The organism is Streptomyces sp. NBC_00234, from assembly GCF_036195325.1.
In the GTDB taxonomy this organism is placed as follows: Bacteria; Actinomycetota; Actinomycetes; order Streptomycetales; family Streptomycetaceae; genus Streptomyces.
The window spans coordinates 6,463,539-6,483,868 of the sequence record NZ_CP108101.1; the positions used below are offsets into that span (position 1 = coordinate 6,463,539).

Genomic DNA, 20,330 nt, shown 5'->3' on the forward strand with positions numbered 1-20,330 from the left:
AACGCGCCCGCGGTCTTGTACGAATCGGTCGTCCGGCCGGGCGCCCGGGACCACAGGTCCCTCCCGGGCGCCCGGCGCGCCCTCACACGCAGTCGGCGGGGGAGACGCCCGGGTCCGTCAGCGCGAGGCCGAGCCGCGCGCGTTCGGCGACCCAGCGGGTCGGCCGGTGACGCGGGTCGCCCGTCGAGGCGTACAGGGCCCGGTGCAGCTCCAGCATCCGCTCCGCGCCGACCCGCTCGCCCCAGGCCAGCGGTCCGGCCGGGTAGCCGAGCCCCGTCGTGACGGCCAGGTCGATGTCGGCGGGGGTGGCAAGGGAGCGCTCCGCGATCGACGCGGCGACCGAGACGATGGAGGCGAGCAGCCGCTGCGCGACCGAGCCCGCCGTGTCCCGGACCACCGACACGGCCCAGGGCTCCTCGCCGTCCGCCGCGCGGGCGAGCACCGCGCGGGCGTCCCGGGCGGCGGCCGGGTCCGCCGCGGGCGTCACGGCGAGCACCCGCCGCCTTCCCGCCGCGGGCAGCGGGTCCACGCCGAACGTACGGCCGGCCGGCAGCCCGTGCGCCGCGACCGCGGCGGCCACCGTGGTGCCCCAGACCGGGACGAGCACGACGGCGTCCGCGCCGGGCACCGGGCCGCTCCCGACCGTGGCGCCCGCCGCGGCCAGCTCCGCGCGCAGCCGGGCCGCCGCCGGGTCCGACTCCTCGCCCAGGACGTGCACGGGGCGGTCCGCGTCACCGCTGACCGGCGGCTCCGCGGCCGGGGCGGGCGCCCCGGGACCGTACGCGAACCAGCCCTGCCCGGTCTTGCGGCCGTGCAGCCCCGCCGTGACCCGGTTCGGGGTGAGGTAGGAGGGCCGCAGACGGTCCTCGTATCGGAACCCCTGCCAGATCGAGTCGATCACCGCGGCGGTCACGTCGAGCCCCGTGAGGTCCATCAGCTCGAACGGGCCCATCCGGAGCCCCAGTACCTCGCGGGCCACCAGGTCGATCCCCGCCGGATCCGAGACCGACTCCTCCAGCAGGGCGAGCGCCTCGGTCACCAGGCCGCGCCCGGCGTGGTTGACCAGGAAGCCGGGGGTGTCGGCGACCGTGACCGCGCGGTGCCCGCAGCTCTCCACCAGGGCGGTGAGCGCCGGCGGGATCTCCGGGCGGGTGGCCGCGCCCGGCACCACCTCGACGATCTTCATCAGCGGCACCGGGTTGAAGAAGTGCAGCCCCGCCAGGCGCGACGGGTCCTGGAGCGTGGCCGCGATCCCGGTGACCGACAGGGAGGAGGTGTTCGTCGCGAAGACGGCCGAGGCGGGCAGCGCCCGCTCCAGCCGGCCGAAGACCTCGGCCTTGGTCGCCGGGTCCTCCCGTACGGCCTCGATGACGAGTTCCACCTCGGGGCCCGCCGCCCACGGGTCGTCGAGCGGCACCAGGCGCCCGACGGTGGCCGCGCACTCCTCGGCGGACAGACGGCCCTTGTGCACGGCGCGCTCCAGCATGCCCGTCACGAACTCCAGGGCGTCTTTCACCGCCTCGGCGCGTACGTCGCACAGCTCGACGGTGTGTCCTGCGGTCGCCGCCCACTGGGCGATGCCGCGGCCCATGGCTCCGGCCCCGACGATCCTGATACGCATGGCAGTTACGGTCCTTCCGGTATGCGGACTTCGGCTCAGCGAAGATAGACGCGTTCGGGGTCGACGTCGTCGCGCAGCAGGCGCAGCTCGTCGGCGGTCGGGGGTTCGATCGTGGTGACGGTGTCGGCGACCTGGAGGTCCCAGCCGGTCGCGGCCCTGACCTGATCGACGGTGACACCGGGCTGGACGGCCACGAGGCGCAGTTCGTGGCCGATGCCCTCCCGGGCCAGGATGCCCAGTTCGGTGATGACCCGGGTGACGCCGACACCGAGCGGGCGGATGCCCTCGGCGAGCGCCCGGTCGGGGCCGGGGGTCGTGCAGAAGTCCAGCGGATCGGTGAAGGAACGCGGGGTGTGCCGGCGCATCACCACGAAGACCTCGCGCGCGTTGGCCATCACCTCGACACCGCCGCCGGACCCCGGCAGCCGCACCGAGGGGCTCGCCCAGTCACCGATGACCGAGGTGTTGAGATTGCCCCACCGGTCGATCTGGGCGGCCCCGAGGAAGCCGACGTCGATGTGCCCGCCCTGGAGGACGCAGCCGAACAGCGTCGGCATCGAGATGACCGCCTCGGCCCCCGTGATCAGGACGGCGTCGGCGATGGTCTCCGGCAGATGCGAGGGATGGGCGCCGCAGACCCCGGACTCGTACACCACCTCGATCTCCGGTGCGACCGTCAGATGCGCCAGCTCGGTGGCGAGCGTCGGCAGCCCGATGCCCGCGAACACCGTCCGGCGCGCGACGAGTTCGCGCGACGCCACGACGGACAGCAGTTCCGACGAGGTGACGGGGGCGTCCTGTGCGGTGATGGTCATGACCGGCTCCTTCTCGTATCCGTACTCACAGTGGGCCTCACAGCCGGCGTCCGTAGTTCACCGGCTCGCTCAGCGCCTCGCCGACGGCCAGGCCCGCCCAGAACTCCTCGCCCTGCTTCGCCACGTACTCGGCGTGGTCGGCCGTCCCGAGCACCCACTCGTCCAGCCACGCCCGGATGCGCTCCGGGTCCTGGCTGATCTGCGACCAGGCCCGGTAGAAGGCGTTGTCGCGGTCGTAGTACCCCTGCGCGAAGGAGGGGTGCGCGCCGCGCGGGCAGACGACGACGGCGTGGACCGCGTGGGCGGGCACGAGCGTACGGTTCGGATCCGAGCGGATCACCTCGTCGTCGACGAGCTCCTCGACCACGACGACCGCCTTCCTCGCGGCGTACACCGCCTCCGCCTGGATGCCGGTCAGGCCCCACATCTGGGTGTTGCCCCGGCGGTCGGCGCGCTGCGCGTGGATGATCGTCACGTCGGGGTTGACGGGCGGCACGACGTAGATCTGCTCCGGTTCGCCGTCCGGTCCCGGATAGGGCGAAGTGACCTTGCGCAGGTCGCTGTTGACGGCCGGCAGATCACTGCCGCCGTACGAGCGCAGCGGATAGAACGGCAGCCGCTGGGAGCCGGCGAGATAGCGGCAGATCATCCCGTAGTGGCTGTACTCCTCGTAGGCCAGCGGCTCCGGGTCGGCGCTCTCGATCCGGCGCCGCAGATTGCCGAGCGACCCGGCGGACGAGTTGCCGACGAAGGAGGAGACCAGACGGGAGACACAGCCCGCCGCGAGCATCTGGTCCACCACGATGTCGGCGGTCATCCGGACGACGGTGAGGTCCTTGCGGCCCTGGCGGATGATCTCGTGCCCCGCGGCGGTCGGGATGAGATGGGTGAAGCCTTCGAGGCAGACGGTGTCCCCGTCATGGACGAAGGCGGCGACCGCGTCCTTCATCGTCATGACCTTGTCGGTCCGGTCCTGCCTGTCTGTCCTGTCCACGGTGCTCCTCGGGCGTGCGCATGCGGGTGGCCCCACCGTGTCAGCGGCCATTGATTGCTGTCCAATACCAAATTAAGGTCGCATCCAGACCGCTGATTAATGAATGCCGGTCGAAAGTCGATACAGGAGTGGGGTGCGGCATGGAGCTGCGTCATCTGACCGCGTTCGTCGCCGTGGCCGAGGAGCTGCACTTCGGCCGGGCCGCCAAGCGGCTGCAGATGGCCCAGCCGCCGCTGAGCCAGCAGATCCGCCAGCTGGAGAAGCAGCTCGGTGTGCAGCTCTTCGAACGCAACACCCGCTCCGTCCGCCTCACCAGCGCGGGCGAGTCCTTCCTCGAACCGGTACGCACCGTGCTCGACGACCTTGATACGGCGGTCCGCGCGGCCAAGGCCGCCGGACGCGGTGAGTACGGCCGGGTCACCATCGGGTTCGCCGGAGCCTCCAGCCACGAGACGCTGCCGCAGCTGACCCGGGCCGTGCGCGCCGCCCACCCCGGCCTGGAGCTCGTCATGACGGGCCAGACGTACGCCAACGTCGCCCTGTCCCGGGTCGCCGACGGCTCGCTCGACCTCGGCTTCGTCCGGCTGCCCGTGACCCAGCCCGGAGTGACCCACCGGGTGATCGACGAGGAGGAGCTGATCTGCGCGCTGCCCTCGGACCACCGGCTCGCCCAGCTGGACCGGGTCCCGCTGGCGGTGCTCTCCGAGGAGCCGTTCGTCTCGTTCCCCGCCAACACCGGATCGACCGTGCGCGACGCCATGACCGAGGCCTGCGAGGCGGCCGGGTTCAACCCGCGCGTGGTGCAGGAGGCCCCCGACTCGTACACGATCCTGGCCCTGGTCGCCGCCGGGGTGGGCGTCACCCTGACGGTCACCTCGTGCCGCCACATCCAGCAGAGCGGCCTGGTCTACCGGCCCCTCGCCGGACCGCCCATCCGGCGCCAGGCCGCCCTGGCCTGGCGCCACGACAACCCGTCCGCCGCGCTCCGCGCGGTGCTCGCGGTCGCGGAGGAGGCCCTGCCGACCCCCGTTCCCGCGGAGTGAGACACCCGTACGCCCGATTGAGACGCACCACGTCTTGAATCAGGGCGAATTCAATATTGGACCGAATCAGTCACCTGATGCGAGGGTCGGCCCACACCGCCACCGCTCGCCCGCCGGCCCGTCCCCGCCCACCTCCGAAAGGTCCCGCCGTGCCCGACCAGCTCGATGTCGTCATCTGCGAACCCCTGCGCACCCCCATCGGCCGCTTCGGCGGAGCGTTCGCACAGCAGACGCCGGCCTCGCTCGCCGCGCGCGTCATCGCCGAAGTGGTCGCCCGCACCGGCGTCGACCCCGACCGGGTCGACGAGGTGATCCTCGGGCACGCCTACCCCTCGTCCGACGCACCCGCCATCGGCCGGGTCGCCGCCCTGGACGCCGGACTGCCCGTGACCGTCACCGGCGCGCAGATCGACCGGCGCTGCGGCTCCGGCCTCCAGGCCGTCCTCGACGCGGCCATGCAGATCCGGGCCGGCTTCAGCGACATCGTGATCGCGGGCGGCGTCGACGTGATGAGCGCGGCCCCCTACTACACGCACGACGGACGCTGGGGCATCAAGGGCCCCGGCCTCCAGCTCCACGACTCCCTGGCCCGCGGCCGGGTCACCGCGGGCGGCGTCAACCACCCCGTCCCCGGCGGCATGATCGAGACCGCGGAGAACCTCCGCCGCGCGTACGCGATCAGCCGCGCCGACCAGGACGCGCTGGCCCTGCGCTCGCAGCAGCGCGCCGCACGCGCCGTGGCGGAGGGACGCTACACCGCGGAGACCGTGCCCGTCACCGTACGCACCCGCAAGGGCGAGACGGTCGTCACCGCCGACGAGCACCCCCGTCCGGACACCACCGCCGAGCAACTCGCCGCGCTGCGCCCCATCATGGGGAAGTCCGACCCGGACGCCACCGTCACCGCGGGCAACGCCAGCGGTCAGAACGACGCGGCGGCGGCCTGCCTGGTGACGAGCGCCGCCACCGCCGAACGCCTCGGCCTCACCCCGCTCGTACGCCTCGTCTCCTTCGCCCGCGCCGGAGTGCCGGCCGCGACCATGGGCATCGGCCCGGTCCCGGCCACCCACGCCGCGCTCGGCCGTGCGGGCCTCGGCCTCGCCGACATCGACCTGATCGAGCTCAACGAGGCGTTCGCCGCCCAAGTCCTGGCCTGCACACGTGAACTGGGACTCGGCGACAAGGACCACGAGCGGATCAACGTCAACGGCTCCGGAGTCTCCCTCGGCCACCCCGTAGGTGCCACGGGCGCCCGCATCCTCGCCACCCTGACCCGCGAGATGCACCGCAGCGAGGCCCGCTACGGGCTGGAGACCATGTGCATCGGCGGCGGCCAGGGACTCGCCGCGGTCTTCGAACGCATCGCCGTCTGACCCCACTTCACCCCTCCGACCCCCACCTCCCCTCAGCACCGGGCTTCCCCGGCGGGCACGCGTCTCGGGCGACGCTGCTTCGCCATGCCCCCATCCGCTCGACCAACGACGTTCACCGGGAGCCACCATGAGTGCGTCCACCGCACGAGAGCGCACAAGAGCCGCCAACCGCGCAGGATTCGGAGCCTTCATCGGCTCGACCATCGAGTGGTTCGACTTCTACATCTACGGGACCGCGGCAGCCCTCGTTTTCGACAAGGTCTTCTTCCCCGAACTCGAAGGCCCGATAGGCACCCTGGTCGCCTTCGCGACCTTCTGGGTCGGCTTCCTCGCCCGCCCCATCGGCGGCATCATCTTCGGCCACTACGGCGACCGCCTCGGCCGCAAGAAGACGCTCGTCATCACGCTCCTGATGATGGGCATCTCCACCACCGCGATCGGCCTGCTGCCCGGCTACGCCTCCATCGGCATCGCCGCACCGATCCTGCTGGTCTGCATCCGCATGGTGCAGGGCATCGGCCTCGGCGGCGAATGGGGCGGCTCGGTCCTGATCGCCTCCGAGCACGCCCCGAAGGGCAAGTCCGTGCTGTACGGGGCGTTCGCCCAGCAGGGCTCGCCCGTCGGCAACACCCTCTCCACCCTGAGCTTCCTGGCCATCAGCCAGCTGCCCGACGAGGCGTTCGTCTCCTGGGGCTGGCGGGTGCCCTTCCTCGCCTCCGCCGCGCTCGTCATCGTCGGACTCCTCGTACGGCTCAAGGTCTCCGAGTCCCCGGCCATGGCCGACCTCATCAAGAAGAAGGAGGTCGTCAAGCTCCCGCTGACCGAGGTCCTGCGCACCCAGCCCATGCTGATCGCCCTCGGTATCGGCGCCTGCACCATCGGCCTGTCCGCGACCTACTTCAAGTCCACCTTCGCGCTGTCCTGGGCCACGAGTTCGCTCGGCTTCGACCGCAGCTCGTTCCTGACGATCATCCTCGTCGCCAACGTCACCCAGATCCTCGTCCAGCCCTTCGGCGCGGTGATGGCCACCCGGATGAAGAGCTGGTCCCGGGCCGTGACCGTGATGCTGCTGCCCGAACTGATCCTGATGCCGCTGATGTTCGTCCTCATCAGCACCGAGAACTACGGGCTCGCGATGGTCGGCGTCGCCGTCGCCACCATTCCGCACTGCCTCTACTACGCCGCACTCGCCGGCATGCTCGCCAGCCGCTTCCCGGCCCACCTGCGCTACACCGGCATCTCGCTCTGCTACCAGCTCTGCGGCACCCTGCTCGGCGGCACGACACCGATCATCGGCCAGTTCCTGCTGAACCGCACCGGATCGATCGCCGCCGTCATCGCGTACGCGGTCTTCCAGGTGGCCCTGACCCTGGGCTGCATGCTGCTCCTGCTCAAGCGCCCCAACCACGACGAGCAGGCGGCGGAGCCGGTCTCCGCGCGGTCCGCCGTCCCCGCCACCGCCTGACCCCCCACGCCTCGGCGAACCGAACGGAGGACGGACCGTGCCAAGGACCCCGCTGACCGTGAACGGCATCCCGGAGATCCTCGCCCTGAGCGGGCGCGACCTCGGGCACTCGGACTGGAAGGAGATCACCCAGGAGCTCATCGACGCCTACGCGTACGTCTCCGGCGACCACCAGTGGATTCACACCGACACCGAACGCGCCGCGGCCGGACCCTACGGGCGCACCATCGCCCACGGCTACATGGTGCTCAGCTGGGGCATCCCGATGTTCGGCGAGCTGCTCCGGGTCCAGGGCGTCGGCCGGGCCCTCAACTACGGCGTCAACCGGGTCCGGTACCCCGCTCCCGTGCCCGTCGGCAGCCGGGTCAGGCTGCACGCCTCGGTCGCGGCGGTGCAGGAGGTCGCCCGGGGCGGCGTACAGATGACCCGGGCGTTCACCTTCGAACTGGAGGGCTCGCAGAAGCCGGCGTGTGTGGCCGAATCCCTGACGCACTTCTACCCGTAGGGCGTTACGGCACCGGAACCGGAGCGCCGGAGCGCCGCCCGTCGCCGTCCGGGCTCTGTGCCGCCAGATGGTCCCGCGCCCCGTCCGGGTCCGTCAGCCGGTTCAGCCGGGCCGGCACGTCGAACCCGATCAGCAGCACCACGATCACCGTGCCCGCGAAGGTCAGGCCCGCCAGCGCCTGCCCCAGATCCATCCCGGAGGCGAGGTGGGCTCCCAGGACGGGGGCGACCGCTCCGCCGAGCGCCCCCACGTTGTACGTGAAGCCGAGTGCCGCTCCGCGGCTCTCGGTCGGGAAGTGGCCGCCGATGTAGCGCGGCAGCAGTCCGGAGATCCCGAAGCCGGTCGCCTGGAGCAGGAACAGCAGGACACCCAGGAGCAGCAGGTTGTCGTGCACGGCGAAGACCGGGAAGACGAAGGCGAGGGAGGCCAGGAGCGTCAGCGCGTACGCCTTCCTCGCCCCGATCCGGTCGCCCAGGAACCCCGCGGCCCAGCAGCCGGCCATGGTGCCGAAGCCCGCGAAGTAGAGGACGTCGGTGACCTGGCCTGGGGTGTATCCGAGGTCGTTCTTGAGGTACGTGGGCAGCAGCGCCTGGATGGGCCACGAGTACAGGAACGCGAAGAACAGGGTCACGATCATCGAGAGGTAGAGCGGCCACCCGCGTCTGCCGCCCAGCTGGAAGGCGAAGGCGGCGAGCGCGAGCCCGGCGATCACGGACAGCACCGGTACCTGTCCGCTGCCGCCCGGGGTGAAGACCAGGAAGAGCGAGACGGTCGCGGCGGTGGCGAGGACCGTGTTGACGGTGGCCCGCCCGCGCGTCGCGAACAGCGGGCGGAAGGGGTTGGGCTTCACGCCCTTCTCCGCGACGGACTCGCTCCACTCCGCCGTCTCCGGCAGCGCACGCCGCATCCAGAGCGCGACCGCGATGGGTATCAGGCCCAGATAGAACATCCACCGCCAGCCGAGCGCGGGCACCACCCAGGTGTAGACCTGCGCGGCGAGGACCGAGCCGACGGAGAACCCGGAGATCAGGAAGCCGCTGGCGCGGCTGCGGACCCGGGCGGGCCAGCTCTCCATGACGTACGTGGCGCTGGCGCTGTACTCGCCGGCCATGCCCATCCCGATGGCGAGCCGGGCGGCGAAGAGGCTGTGGTAGTTCCAGGCGAATCCGCAGGCGAACGTGCCCAGCGAGTAGAGCAGGATGCTCAGCACCATGGAGAGCCTGCGGCCGTAGCGGTCGCCGACGGCACCGAGCACGGCGCCGCCGAGCCATCGCGTGATGAACGCACCGGAGACCAGGCTTGCCGCCTGCACCGTGGTCAGGCCGAACTCGTCACTGATCTCGGTGAGGACGAGCGTGATGAGGACGAAGTCGAAGCCGTCGAGGACGTATCCGGTCCACGCGGCGAAGAAGGACTTCCACTGGCTGCGGCTCACCTCGCGGTACCAGGGGAGCGTGGGGGGTGATGTGGGGTGCACGGTCTCTCCAGGATGCGGGATGTCCGCGCGCCTTCGAGCGGACATCCCACGTGATGGGGGGGCGGGTCAGCGGCCGATGCCGGCCACGAAGCGGGCGGTGAGGGCGGTGGGGGCGGTGATCGCGGTGCCGACGACCACGCTGTGTGCGCCGCGTTCCAGGGCTTCGGCGGCCTCTTCGGGGGTGTTGATACGGCCTTCGGCGACGACGGGGACATCGATCGCGGCCGCCAGGGATGTGACCAGATCGAGATCCGGGCCGGTCTGCTCCGGCGTGCCCGGGACGTAGCCGGACAGGGTCGTGGAGACGAAGTCGGCCCCCTGCGCCGCCGCCGCGACGCCCTCGGCGAGCGTGGACACGTCGGCCATGACCAGTGCGCCGGCCGCGTGCACGGCGGCGGCCAGCTCCGCGAAGGAGGACCCGTCGGGGCGCGGCCGGTCCGTGGCGTCCGCCGCGACCACGGCCGCACCGGCTTCGGCGACCGCCAGCGCGTGCCGGACCGTCGGCGTGATGTAGACGCCGGTGTCGCCGTCCTTCCACAGCCCGATGACCGGCACGGTGACGGCCCCGGCGATCGCGGCGACGACCTCCGGCTCGTTGGCGCGGATCGCGGCGCCGCCGCCGGCGACGGCCGACAGCGCGAGCCGTACCAGCGTGCCGGTCTCCCGCATCGGGTCGCCGGGCGGCGCCTGGCAGGAGACGATCAGCCGTCCCCGGAGGGCGTCGGTCAGGTCGTGTGCGGTCATCGGGCAGCTCCCGGGTGGTGGAGGGGAAGGGTGGAGGTCAGGGCCGCCGCGCCGATCACGGCCGCGTCGTGGCCGAACGCCGGGGGACGGGGCACGAGCCCGCGCAATGGCGGCATCAGCTCGGCGGCGAAGGCGGCGGCCAGCGCGTCCCCGTACAGCGCGCCGATCCGGGGGACGCCGCCGCCGACGACGACCCGGTCGGGGCCCAGCGCGTTGGCGAGCCCGCCGAGGACGCGTCCCAGGGCGGTGGCGCCGGTGGTGATGGCGTGGACGGCGGCGTCCTCGCCCCGGGCGGCCCGGGCGGCGACGGTTTCGAGCCGGTCCGCCGACGTGCCGGTGAGGCGTTCGTAGTGGGCGGTGATGCCCGGTCCGGAGGCGATGACCTCCAGGTGCCCGGTCGCGCCGCAGGTGCAGGGCAGCCCGGCCGCCTCGGCGCTCGGCAGATGACCGAGGTGGCCGGCGATGCCGGAGGCGCCGTGCAGCATCCGGCCGTCGACGGCGACGGCTCCGCCCACCCCCGTGCCGACCGCCGCGAAGAGCAGTGAACCGTGCTCCCCTGGCAGGGCGGCGAGTTCCGGCCCGGCGGTGGCGCGCACGTCGTTGTCGCAGGCCACCGGCAGTCCCGTACGGTCCGCGAGTCCGGCGCCGAGCGCGGTGCCCGCCCAGCCGCGGAGGGAGTCGGTGGCGCTGGTGACCATGCCGGTACGGGGATCGACGACCCCGGCGCTTGCGATACCGAGCACCGTGGCGAGCCGGTCCGGATCGACCTCGGCGGCGGCTGCCGCGAGCGCGTCGAGCACCGCCGCCGGGCCGTCCAGGGCCGGGGTGGGCCGGGTGTGCCGGGCCTTCACCGTGCCGTCGGCGGCGAAGAGGGCGGCGGCGATCTTCGTCCCGCCGAGGTCGAGTCCGACGACCGTGGTCCCGGTGGCGGCGGGAGTCATCGGACCGGCGCCAGACCGGCGCCGCGCAGTCGCTGCGAGACGAGCGCGACCGACTCGGCGGAGAGCGGGATCTGGGGGAACGCGGTGGCCCCGTCGTCGATGATCCCGAGCAGCCGCAGCGCCGCCTTGAAGGCGCCGAGCGCCGACGAACCGCGGCCCATGTCGGCCTCCGGGCCGGCGTCGACCATGGCGAAGAGTTCGATCAGCCGCTCCTGCTCCCGTGCGGCGGCCGGCCAGTCACCGGCGCGCGCGGCGTCGTACAGCCGCACGTACCCGGCGGGGTCCACGTTGCCGAGGCCCGGCACCACGCCGTCGGCGCCGGCGAGCAGGGCCGCGTCGACGGTGAGCTCGGATCCGGTCAGCACGCTGAACGCGGGGGCGGGGCCCTGCGCCCGGCCGTCCCGGCCGCCCAGCTCGACGACGAGCCGCCGCAGGCCGCCCTCGTCGCCGCTGCTGTCCTTGAGTCCGGCCAGGGTGCCGTCCTCGGCGAGCTCGCGGACCAGGGAGGCGGAGAGCTTGGAGTGCACGGCCACCGGGATGTCGTACGCGAAGAGCGGCAGGCCGACGGTCCCGCGGAGCCGGCGGAAGTGCCCGGCGATCTCCGCGGGGTGGGTACGGGTGTAGAAGGGCGCGGTCGCGACGAGGGCGTCGGCGCCCAGGTCCGCGGCGGTGCGTGCGTGCTCGACGACGCGGGCGGTCGTCGTGTCGATGACCCCGGCGAGCACCGGGACCCGGCCGTCGGTCGCGTTGACCACGGTCTCCAGCGCGGTGCCGCGCTGTTCGTCGGTGAGGAAGGCGACCTCGCTGGTCGAACCGAGCGCGAAGAGCCCGTGCACACCGCCTTCGATCAGGTGCTCGACCAGCCGGGCGAGGGAGGAGGTGTCGACCTCCCCGCGGTGGTCGAGCGGGGTGCAGACCGGCGGTACGACGCCGTGCAGCGGTGTGGTCAGGGGCATGGTGAAGGGCTCCGGCTCCCGCTCGCGTCCCGCACCGGCCCACTGGCCCCGAGAGCGGGACATGAGACGTAAGATGTCCTATGTCTGGTGTCACCTTAAACAGATGCCCCGGCGACCGGTCAAGAGGCACCGGCGGCCGGCAACACCCCAGGAGGACGGTTGTGGCGCGCCCCACCATGGCTCAGGACATCGAGCGTCAGATCAAGGAACTCATCCTCGGGCGCGGGCTCGGCCCCGGCGACCCGCTGCCCACCGAGGCCGAACTGATGGAGATCTTCGGCGCCGGGCGCGTGTCCGTGCGCGAGGCGCTCAAGGCGCTCCAGGCGGTGAACGTGGTCGAGATCCGCCGGGGCTTCGGGACCTTCGTCGGATCGCTCTCCCTGGCCCCCTTCGCCGAGGGCCTCGCCTTCCGGGCCGCGGTCCGGCACCGGCAGGGCGAACCGGGCCTCCTGGAACTGATGAAGGTCCGCGAGGCGCTGGAGGCGGGGCTGGTCGGCGCCGTCACCGCGGGCATCCCGGCCGAGGATCTCGCCGTGCTCCGGGGGCTGGTGACGGCCATGGAGGCCGAGGCCCGCACCGGCCGCGTCGCGCGCGCCACCGACCGGGCCTTCCACCTCGCTCTCTACGCCTCGCTCGACAACCACCTGCTCAGCGAGGTGCTGGACGCCTTCTGGGCGGCCATGGACCGGGTGCGCGGGGACCTCGGCGACGGCCACCAGGACCCGGCGACCACCTGCGCCCAGCACCACGAGATCGTGGAAGCGGTCGCGGCGGCCGACGGAGCCCGCGCGGTACGCGCGATGCGCACGCACTTCGACGGCATACGCGGGAGGCTGGCCACCAGGAACTGACGCTCCCTCAGTAGTCGTACAGGTAACTTCGGTTGCCGGCCAGCACCGCGCGGAACCAGGTGTCCACCTCGGCCTGGCCCATCGCGCTCCAGTCGGGAGTCCGTTCCACCTGTGCCGCCCCCAGCCGGCGGCCCAGCTCCACCAGCCTCGCGCCCTCGGGCGTGCGTTCGGCCGTGTAGCGGTGCAGTGCCTCCGCCGGCGACGCGCACGCTCCCAGCGCCCGTTCCAGACAGAGCGCGTCCTGGAGCGCCTTGACCGCCCCGCTCGCGGTGTGCGGCCGGGTGATGCCCGCGGCGTCACCGGCGAGGACGAACGGCGGATCCGCGGCACGGGGGGCGTGGAGGTCGGCGACCGGGTGGCACACCAGGGAGGCGTGTTCGCTGCGGGCGACGATGCCGGCCCACTCGTCAGGGAAGTGCTCCTCGGCGATCTCCCGTACGTACGGGGCGGGTTCGCGCTCCTCGCCCGGAGGGGAGGCGGGCGGCGAGGCGTAGATGGCGTACGCGAGCAGACGCTCCCGCGGGTCGCCCCCGGCTGCTCCCGGGATGAGGTAGAAGATGCCGTGGCCGCCAGGGAAGCCCAGCGTGACCCAGGCGCCGCGCAGCAGCTCCAGCGTGCGGCCCGTGAGCGCGCTCACCGGGATCGTGCCGCGCCACACGAGGTACCCGGCGGGTTCGGGCCGCAGCCCCGGTGCGACCGTCTGCCGGGTGAGCGACCGGTGGCCGTCGGCCCCCACGACGATGTCGTACGCCTCCTCGCCGTCCGCCGTACGGATCAGGGCGCCGCCCGCGGGGACCCGTTCGACGGAGGTGACCGGCCGCCCCCGGTGGTGGCGTGCGCCGCCCGCGCTCGCCCGTAGCGACTGCCACAGCCGGCCCCAGTTGCACGGGGTCACCGGACTCGGCTGCCGGGCGAGCTCGCGGGTCCCGCCGCTCCCGGGGGAGCGGGCCAGCCAGACGTGTTCGGCGACCGGGGCCGTCGGCATCGCGGCGTCCAGATAGCCCAGTTCCACGAGCCGGCCGTGCAGGTCGGGCGGGATGACGATCCCCAGACCCCGGTCCTGGAGTGCGCCGTCGCTCCGCTCGTACACGGTGACGTCGGCGCCCGCCCGGGTCCCCGCGACGGCCATCGCGCACCCGGCGATGCTGCCGCCGACCACACCCATTCGTAAGCCTGTCGCTGTCACGCCGCTACCGCCTGTCCGGGGCTCGGGAAGGTGCCGTACCGGCACATCGTCGCAGCCGTCGCCGTGTGCGACGGGAACGGACACCCTCCCGGGCGGGGGACGTCACGGAGTGACGGTGACCGTCCCGCTGCCGGATGCCTGCTTGCCGTCCGCCCGGTACGTCGCGGTGAGTACCGCGCTGCCGGATGCCCCCGCCGCGACCGTGACCGGGACCTTGATGTTCGCGCCCTCGCCGGCGCGGAGCGCGGGCACGGTCACCTGCTGCGTGGACCAGCCGGCGGGCACGGTCAGACCGAGGGTGCCCTGGGAGCGCCGCACGTCCATCCGGTTGACGACCCGGACGGTCACCTCCGCGCTCGTGCCGGCCTTCAGCGTCGCGGGCGCGGTGAGGGTGATGTCCGCGCACGTGCCGCCGAGCCACTTCAGGTCGAACGACGTGTAGGTGATGGCGGCGTAGCCGGCGCGCTCGTACAGCAGCCCGACCCGCCCGCCGGGCAGCGGCGTCAGGGTCGAGTACGCCGCGCTGCCGGGGTCGACGACCTTCTTGATCGGCCAGGTCTTCCCGTTGTCGCAGGACATCTTCACGGTGAGGTTGCGCCGCGACGCCGAGTCCTCGGTGTTGCTGAACAGCAGCCACGAGGACTTGGGGTCGGAGGCGGGGGCGTCCGGCGCGTAGCGGATGACCGAGGCGTTGTTCGCCGGGTCGGGCAGCGCGGTGTCCTGGACGAACGGGGTGTAGGTGACGCCGCCATCGGTGGAGTACGCGATCGTGCGGTAGGGCTTGGAACGGTTGTTGAGCAGGACGCGGCCGTCGTTGAGCTCCACGGTCTTGTTCTCGTCACCGCCCGGACCCACCGGACTGCCCGTCTTCCAGGTGTCGCCGTGGTCGTCGCTGTAGGCGCTGACCGCGTAGTTGGCCCCGTTGTCGCGGATGGCGTACTGCTGGATCAGCCGCCCCTTGTACGCGCCGTGGCGCAGCTGGATGCCCTCGCCGGACGCGGCGAACATGCCCGCCCAGGCAGGGTTCTTGATCTGCCGGGTGATCCGCCGGTGGGTCCAGGTCACGCCGTCGTCGTCCGAGTAGCTGTAGTCGGCCTGGAGGACGTCCGGGTCGTTCTCGTCGTTGCCCGTGGCGGAGCCGAAGAAGCCCTGGTTCACGGAGGCGGCGTAGAACAGGAAGATCCGGCCCGTGGTCCGGTCGGTGAGAAAGCTCGGGTCGCCGAAGCCCTTGGGCGCGGCCTCCTTGCGTACGACCTGCTGAGCCTGCCAGGTGGTGCCGCCGTCGGTGCTGCGCCGCAGGACGATCCCGAGGTTGCCCGGCAGGTCCGCGAGGGTGGGGCGTGCGTCGTAGGCCGCGAGCAGGGTGCCCTCGACCGAGGTGGTCAGGGCGGGGATGCGGTAGTAGGGGGAGCCGGCACCCTGGACCGCCAGGTCCTGGAAGGCCGGTTCACCGGCGGCGGGCGCGCCCTGGGCGGTGCCCGCCGTGGTGGCCACGAGCATGGCCGCGGACAGAAGGGCGACGGTGACTCTGCGCTGCATGAGTGATCTCTCTTCTCACGAAGGGGGGATGGGCAGAGCGTGCGGCGTGGGGCCGACGCGTCAGGGGATGGACAGTGAGTGCACGCCGCTGGATCGTCCGCGCACGGGGCCGACCTCCGGTCAGGAGCGGGCGGCCTGCCCGGTCGCCAGGCCGGCGAACAGGGAGCGCACCCAGGACAGCTGCTCCGCACGGTGGCGCTCGGTGCCGCCCTCGTGCCCGTTGAACTCGTAGACGCGCACGTCCTTCTCACCCGCGTAGTGGTTGAAGGCCGTGAAACACGTGGAGGGCGGGCAGATCTCGTCCAGCATCGCGATGGAGAACAGGGCGGGCGCCGTGGCCTTCGTGGCGTGCAGAGCGGCGTCGAAGTACGACAGGGTGCGGAACACCTCGTCGGCGCGGTCGTGGTGGAGCCGCAGGTAGGAGGCGATCTCGGTGTACGGCGGCAGTGCGCCGATCCTCACCGCCCGAGGCACGTTGCACAGGAACGGCACATCGGGCATCACCCCGGCCAGCCCCGGCACCAGCCCGGCCACCGCCAGTGCGATACCGCCGCCCTGGCTGATCCCGGTGACGACGACGCGCTCCGGATCGACCTCGGGATGCGCGCGCATCATCTCGACGCAGCGGACCGCGTCGACGAACAGCCGCCGGTAGTAGTACGTCTCCGGGCTCCCGACGCCACGCGTCACGAAGCCCGGCACGGTGCCGGCCGCGCCGGGATCCGGGTCCGCCGTGGCGCCCGAGGCCGCCGACCAGCCCTGGCCGCGGGTGTCCATGACCAGGTGGGCGTAGCCCGCACAGGCCCAGAACAGATCCTCGTGCGGCAGTCCGCGGCCACGCCCGTACCCCAGGAACTCGACGACGCAGCCGAGCGGTTCGGTGGCCCCGGCGGGCATCCGCAGCCAGCCGCGTACCGGCTGCCCGCCGTACCCCGGGAAGGTCACGTCGTAGGTGAGCACCTGGGTGAGCCCGGTGCCCACCGGCACGAACAGGGGTTTGTCCGCGCCTTCGTGGCCGGGCTCCTGGTCGAGGGTCCGGGACCAGAAGGCATCGAAGTCGCCGGGCACCGGCAGGTCCGGCCGGTAGGTGCGGCAGTCCGCGAGCGGGAGATCGGCCGACGGCATGGCGGTGCCTTCCTGGGAGGTGCGGGAAGCGGCAGGACAGAAGACGTCAGATGTCCTGGTGGCAACCGGACCTTAGGGAGCGCTGCGGCCGAACGTCAAGAGGGGCGGCCGGGGCGGACTCCGTCGTCACGGGGCCCGCCCCGGCCGGGGACGCGAGGGTGAAGGGTGTGCTCAGCCGGTGAGGCCGTCGCGGGCCCTGGCTTCGGCGATCCGCCGCCTGACCGGGGCGTAGTGCTCGCCCAGCGCCTTGAGGAAGGCGGTCGTGTCGGCGGCCCGCGCGGCGTCCACGATGTTCTGGTGGGCGTTGACCGTCGCCGTCTCGTCGGCGTGCGTGAATCCGTCGAGATGCGGCGCGACGATCGCGTACACGTCCCAGAAGGCCATCGAGAGCTGGCCGATCAGGTCGTTGCCGAGGGGGGCCACGAGCAGCGCGTGGAACGCCCGGTCGGCGGCCACGAAGCCGTCCCCGTCGCCGGCCCCGGTCGCGCGCATGGTGGCCACCAGCTGGTCCAGCCGGTCGAGCTCCTCCGGGGTGAGCGACGAGAGGATCCGGTCGGCCATGCCCCGCTCGAAGAGCTCGCGTACGTCGACGAGGTCGGCCAGCACCTGGAAGTCGTCGTCGGGGGAGAGGAGTCCGCGGAAGGTGAGGCTCTCCACCAGGGCCGACAGGCTCAGCCGGCCCACATAGGTCCCGTGCCCGTGGCGCACCTCGACGATGTCGAGGGCGTTCAGGATCTTGACCGCCTCGCGGACGCTGGAACGGCTGGCGCCGAGCGCCTCGCAGAGGGCGGGCTCGGTGGGCAGCGGGTCCCCGGGGCGCAGCCGCTTCTCCAGGATGTAGCGCTTGATCCCCTCCACGACTTCCTGCCGGAGAAGCGTCCGGCCGGACCGGATGCCGGACATATGTGAACTCCCCACCTCTTGACCCCTCTCGATTGGCAAGCTACGTTCCCACGCTATCAAGGCATCAGACATCTGACGTCTGATGCTTGATGATCCGACGTCCTCCACGAGGACCGCGCAGCCCCTGTTCCGCCCATCCCACTCCCCGAACGTCCCTTGGAGGACCCGTGCCCGAGCTGAGGTCAGCCGGCGTCGAGCGCCGCACCTTCCTGCGATACACCAGTGCCCTTGGCGCGGCAGCCGCCCTGACGGCAAGCCTCTCCGCCTGCGGCGGGCCGACCTCGAGCGCCGACGGCGCGGCGGGCAAGGGCGACGGCAACGGCACCATCGAGGCCGGTCTGTCGTACCCCCTGTCGACCGGATTCGACCCGATGATCACCTCGGGCGCGACCCCGTACGCCGCCAACATGCACATATTCGAGGGCCTCGTCGATCTCGATCCGGCCACACTCGTCGCCCGCCCCGCACTCGCCACCGAGATGCCGAAGAAGATCAACGCCACCACCTACCGGGCCACCCTCCGCGACGGTGCGACCTTCCACGACGGATCGCCGGTCACCGCCGACGACGTCGTGTTCAGCTTCGAACGCATCCTGGACGAGAAGAACGCCTCGCTGATGGCACAGTTCGTGCCCTTCGTCGACACGGTCACCGCCGTCGACAAGACGACGGTCGAGTTCAAGCTCACGTACGCCTTCGCGCTGTTCCCCTCCCGCATCGCCGTCGTCCGGATCGTGCCGAGGAAGATCGTCGAGGCGGACGTCAAGGGATTCGACGCCAAGCCGGTCGGCTCCGGGCCGTACAGGTTCGTCGAAGCCACCCGCGAGGACAAGATCGTCTTCGAGAAGTACGACAAGTACAACGGCCCGCACCCCGCCAAGGCCGAGAAGATGATCTGGCGGCTGATGTCCGACCAGTCCGCCCGCGTCAGCGCCATGGAGTCCGGCCGCGTCCAGGCCATCGAGGACGTCCCGTACATCGACGTGAAGCGGCTCTCCGCCACGACGCGGACCGAGTCCGTGCAGTCCTTCGGGCTCCTCTTCCTGATGTTCAACACCGCCGACAAGCGGTTCGCCGACAAGCGGGTCCGCCAGGCCCTGCACTACGCCCTGGACACCGAGAAGATCATCTCCACCGCGATGGTCGGCAACGCGGCGGCGGCCACCGGCTACGTCCCCGAGACCCACCCCGACTACCACGAGGCCGCCACCGTCTACACGCACGACGTCGCGAAGGCCAGGGAACTCCTCGCCGAGGCAGGCGTCGGGAAACTCTCCTTCACCGTCCTGACCACCGACACCGGCTGGGTCAAGGACATCGCCCCGCTGCTCAAGGAGAGCTGGGCGGCGGCCGGCATCGAGGTCACCCTCGACATCGCGCAGTCCCCGGCCCAGTGGGCCAAGGTCGACAAGGGCGACTTCGAGGTCATCGTCGCCCCCGGCGACCCCTCCGTCTTCGGCAACGACGTGGACCTCCTGATGCGCTGGTTCTACTACGGCTTCTGGCCGGAGAAGCGCTACGGCTGGGCGGGGTCCGCCGGGTACAAGCAGGTCAGGCAGACCCTCGACAAGGCGGCACGGGCCGCCGACGAGCCGACGCGCAAGAAGCTGTGGGGCGAGGTCACCGACCTGGTGGCCGAGGAGGCCGCGCTCTACCCGATCCTCCACCGCAAGCTGCCCACCGCCTGGAACGAGAAGGCCCTGCCCGGCTTCAAGCCGCTGCCCACCACGGGCCTGTCCTTCGTGGACGTCGGCCGCGCCTGACCCCCTGCCGGCCCGGGCCCGCCGCTCCTCCCGGCGGGCCCGGACCCGCCGTCCGCCCAATCGCAAGGAACCCGACGATGGTTGCTTTTCTCCGGCTCGCGCTGCGCCGCGTCGCGATGATGCCGGTGATGATCCTCGGCATCGCGCTGCTGGTCTTCGTGGTGCTGCAGTTCTCGCCGGCCGACCCGGCCTTCAACGCGCTCGGGGAGAGCGCCACTCCCGAGGCCCGACACGCCTTCGCCGAGGCCAACGGGCTCAACGACCCGCTGCCCGTACGCTACTTCGACTTCCTGGGCCAGCTCCTCCACTTCGACCTCGGCATGACCGTCCCACCGAGCCAGCCCGTGATCGACCGGATCACCGCCGCCTTCCCGCTCACCCTCCAGCTCACCTTCCTCGGACTCGCCCTGGCGATCGTCCTCGCCGTCACCGGCGGAGTCCTGGGCGCGATGTACCGCGACCGCTGGCCCGACCAGCTGTTCCGGGTCCTCTCCATGGCCGGGGTCGCCATCCCGTCCTTCTGGCTCGGCGTCCTGCTCATCCAGCAGTTCGCGCTGAACACCCGCGTCTTCCCGACCGGCGGATACACCAACCCCGCCGACTCGTTCAGCGGCTGGCTCACCACCATGGCCCTGCCGGCCGTCTCGCTCGCGGTACCCGTCGCCGCCTCGCTCGCCCGTCTCGTACGGACCTCGATGGTTGCCGAACTGGACCGCGACTACGTCCGTACCGCACAGGGCAACGGCCTGCCCGTCCTCCTGGTGATCCGCTCGGTCCTGCGCAACGCGCTCGTCACCCCGCTCACCGTGCTCGGCGTCAAGGTCGGCTACCTGCTCAGCGGAGCCGTCGTCATCGAAGCGATCTTCGACCTGCCCGGCATGGGCAAACTCATCCTCGAAGGTGTCACCGGCGGCGACGTCGCCCTGGTCCAGGGCACCGTACTGACCATCGCCATCGCCTTCCTGGTGGTCAACGTCGTCGTCGACCTGCTCTATCTGCTGGTCAACCCCCGCATCAGGACGGTGTGAC

18 protein-coding genes are annotated in these 20,330 nt (G+C 72.0%); 7 read left to right on the top strand and 11 right to left on the bottom strand.

From position 1 onward, the window contains the following. Window positions 1-82 precede the first annotated feature (82 nt). The 3 genes from OG230_RS28415 to OG230_RS28425 are packed head-to-tail and all read right to left on the bottom strand — an operon-like array spanning window position 83 to window position 3,391. Window positions 83-1,621 (bottom strand): 3-hydroxyacyl-CoA dehydrogenase, encoded by a 1,539-nt coding sequence (locus OG230_RS28415; protein WP_328906574.1) that lies wholly within the window; start codon window positions 1,619-1,621, stop codon window positions 83-85. A gap of 35 nt (window positions 1,622-1,656) precedes the next feature. Further along, on the bottom strand, window positions 1,657-2,436 hold the full coding sequence (locus tag OG230_RS28420) for a CoA-transferase subunit beta (RefSeq protein ID WP_328906575.1): 780 nt from the start codon (window positions 2,434-2,436) through the stop codon (window positions 1,657-1,659). A 37-nt stretch (window positions 2,437-2,473) separates the two neighbouring features. Then, on the bottom strand, window positions 2,474-3,391 hold the full coding sequence (locus OG230_RS28425) for a CoA transferase subunit A (RefSeq protein ID WP_328911561.1): 918 nt from the start codon (window positions 3,389-3,391) through the stop codon (window positions 2,474-2,476). Between the two features lie 179 nt (window positions 3,392-3,570). On the opposite strand from OG230_RS28425, the gene OG230_RS28430 reads away from it, so the two are divergent. The 4 genes from OG230_RS28430 to OG230_RS28445 all read left to right on the top strand — a co-directional run bounded on the left by OG230_RS28430 (window position 3,571) and on the right by OG230_RS28445 (window position 7,816). Beyond that, a complete protein-coding gene (locus OG230_RS28430; protein WP_328906576.1) occupies window positions 3,571-4,473 on the top strand; it encodes a LysR substrate-binding domain-containing protein in 903 nt (300 codons plus the stop codon). A gap of 149 nt (window positions 4,474-4,622) precedes the next feature. Beyond that, a complete protein-coding gene (locus OG230_RS28435) occupies window positions 4,623-5,846 on the top strand; it encodes an acetyl-CoA C-acetyltransferase (RefSeq protein WP_328906577.1) in 1,224 nt (407 codons plus the stop codon). Window positions 5,847-5,973: 127 nt separating this feature from the next. Beyond that, window positions 5,974-7,311: an MFS transporter gene (locus OG230_RS28440; protein WP_328906578.1), complete on the top strand. Its 1,338-nt coding sequence runs from the start codon at window positions 5,974-5,976 to the stop codon at window positions 7,309-7,311. 37 nt (window positions 7,312-7,348) lie between these two features. Continuing rightward, window positions 7,349-7,816: a MaoC family dehydratase gene (locus OG230_RS28445; protein ID WP_328906579.1), complete on the top strand. Its 468-nt coding sequence runs from the start codon at window positions 7,349-7,351 to the stop codon at window positions 7,814-7,816. A gap of 4 nt (window positions 7,817-7,820) precedes the next feature. On the opposite strand, the gene OG230_RS28450 is transcribed toward OG230_RS28445, so the two are convergent. The 4 genes from OG230_RS28450 to OG230_RS28465 all read right to left on the bottom strand — a co-directional run bounded on the left by OG230_RS28450 (window position 7,821) and on the right by OG230_RS28465 (window position 11,934). Next, window positions 7,821-9,293, bottom strand: a complete 1,473-nt coding sequence (locus tag OG230_RS28450) for a sialate:H+ symport family MFS transporter (RefSeq protein WP_328906580.1) — start codon at window positions 9,291-9,293, stop codon at window positions 7,821-7,823. Window positions 9,294-9,359: 66 nt separating this feature from the next. Then, complete coding sequence (locus tag OG230_RS28455; RefSeq protein WP_328906581.1) at window positions 9,360-10,037, bottom strand: N-acetylmannosamine-6-phosphate 2-epimerase; 678 nt, start codon at window positions 10,035-10,037, stop codon at window positions 9,360-9,362. Further along, window positions 10,034-10,978, bottom strand: coding sequence for an ROK family protein (locus OG230_RS28460; RefSeq protein WP_328906582.1), 945 nt, complete (start codon window positions 10,976-10,978; stop codon window positions 10,034-10,036). Before OG230_RS28460 ends, OG230_RS28455 begins: the two co-directional genes overlap by 4 nt. After that, window positions 10,975-11,934, bottom strand: coding sequence for a dihydrodipicolinate synthase family protein (locus OG230_RS28465; RefSeq protein WP_328911562.1), 960 nt, complete (start codon window positions 11,932-11,934; stop codon window positions 10,975-10,977). The genes OG230_RS28460 and OG230_RS28465 overlap by 4 nt, the downstream gene beginning before the upstream one ends. A gap of 161 nt (window positions 11,935-12,095) precedes the next feature. Between OG230_RS28465 and OG230_RS28470 the strand changes: the two genes are divergently transcribed. After that, complete coding sequence (locus OG230_RS28470) at window positions 12,096-12,785, top strand: FadR/GntR family transcriptional regulator (protein ID WP_328906583.1); 690 nt, start codon at window positions 12,096-12,098, stop codon at window positions 12,783-12,785. A gap of 7 nt (window positions 12,786-12,792) precedes the next feature. Here OG230_RS28470 and OG230_RS28475 read toward each other — a convergent pair whose 3' ends face one another. The 4 genes from OG230_RS28475 to OG230_RS28490 all read right to left on the bottom strand — a co-directional run bounded on the left by OG230_RS28475 (window position 12,793) and on the right by OG230_RS28490 (window position 17,538). After that, window positions 12,793-13,950, bottom strand: a complete 1,158-nt coding sequence (locus OG230_RS28475) for an FAD-dependent monooxygenase (protein WP_328906584.1) — start codon at window positions 13,948-13,950, stop codon at window positions 12,793-12,795. 123 nt (window positions 13,951-14,073) lie between these two features. Next, window positions 14,074-15,510: a sialidase family protein gene (locus tag OG230_RS28480; protein ID WP_328906585.1), complete on the bottom strand. Its 1,437-nt coding sequence runs from the start codon at window positions 15,508-15,510 to the stop codon at window positions 14,074-14,076. 120 nt (window positions 15,511-15,630) lie between these two features. Then, entirely contained in the window at window positions 15,631-16,635 is a 1,005-nt protein-coding gene (locus OG230_RS28485) for an acetylxylan esterase (protein ID WP_328906586.1), read from the bottom strand. Between the two features lie 171 nt (window positions 16,636-16,806). After that, window positions 16,807-17,538, bottom strand: coding sequence for a FadR/GntR family transcriptional regulator (locus OG230_RS28490; protein ID WP_328906587.1), 732 nt, complete (start codon window positions 17,536-17,538; stop codon window positions 16,807-16,809). Between the two features lie 167 nt (window positions 17,539-17,705). Between OG230_RS28490 and OG230_RS28495 the strand changes: the two genes are divergently transcribed. Together OG230_RS28495 and OG230_RS28500 are read left to right on the top strand one after the other, a co-directional pair. Next, on the top strand, window positions 17,706-19,301 hold the full coding sequence (locus tag OG230_RS28495) for an ABC transporter substrate-binding protein (RefSeq protein ID WP_328906588.1): 1,596 nt from the start codon (window positions 17,706-17,708) through the stop codon (window positions 19,299-19,301). Between the two features lie 77 nt (window positions 19,302-19,378). After that, the gene (locus OG230_RS28500; protein WP_328906589.1) at window positions 19,379-20,329 is read left to right on the top strand and encodes an ABC transporter permease; all 951 of its coding nucleotides are present in this window, start codon (window positions 19,379-19,381) and stop codon (window positions 20,327-20,329) included. The last annotated feature ends 1 nt before the right edge of the window (window position 20,330 follow it).

Coding starts and splice junctions, on each gene's coding strand:
- OG230_RS28415 (WP_328906574.1), bottom strand. CDS start 1,621: ATGCGTATCAGGATCGTCGGGGCCGGAGCCATGGGCCGCGGCATCGCC.
- OG230_RS28420 (WP_328906575.1), bottom strand. CDS start 2,436: ATGACCATCACCGCACAGGACGCCCCCGTCACCTCGTCGGAACTGCTG.
- OG230_RS28425 (WP_328911561.1), bottom strand. CDS start 3,391: ATGACGATGAAGGACGCGGTCGCCGCCTTCGTCCATGACGGGGACACC.
- OG230_RS28430 (WP_328906576.1), top strand. CDS start 3,571: ATGGAGCTGCGTCATCTGACCGCGTTCGTCGCCGTGGCCGAGGAGCTG.
- OG230_RS28440 (WP_328906578.1), top strand. CDS start 5,974: ATGAGTGCGTCCACCGCACGAGAGCGCACAAGAGCCGCCAACCGCGCA.
- OG230_RS28455 (WP_328906581.1), bottom strand. CDS start 10,037: ATGACCGCACACGACCTGACCGACGCCCTCCGGGGACGGCTGATCGTC.
- OG230_RS28460 (WP_328906582.1), bottom strand. CDS start 10,978: ATGACTCCCGCCGCCACCGGGACCACGGTCGTCGGACTCGACCTCGGC.
- OG230_RS28465 (WP_328911562.1), bottom strand. CDS start 11,934: ATGCCCCTGACCACACCGCTGCACGGCGTCGTACCGCCGGTCTGCACC.
- OG230_RS28475 (WP_328906584.1), bottom strand. CDS start 13,950: ATGGGTGTGGTCGGCGGCAGCATCGCCGGGTGCGCGATGGCCGTCGCG.
- OG230_RS28480 (WP_328906585.1), bottom strand. CDS start 15,510: ATGCAGCGCAGAGTCACCGTCGCCCTTCTGTCCGCGGCCATGCTCGTG.
- OG230_RS28485 (WP_328906586.1), bottom strand. CDS start 16,635: ATGCCGTCGGCCGATCTCCCGCTCGCGGACTGCCGCACCTACCGGCCG.
- OG230_RS28490 (WP_328906587.1), bottom strand. CDS start 17,538: ATGTCCGGCATCCGGTCCGGCCGGACGCTTCTCCGGCAGGAAGTCGTG.
- OG230_RS28500 (WP_328906589.1), top strand. CDS start 19,379: ATGGTTGCTTTTCTCCGGCTCGCGCTGCGCCGCGTCGCGATGATGCCG.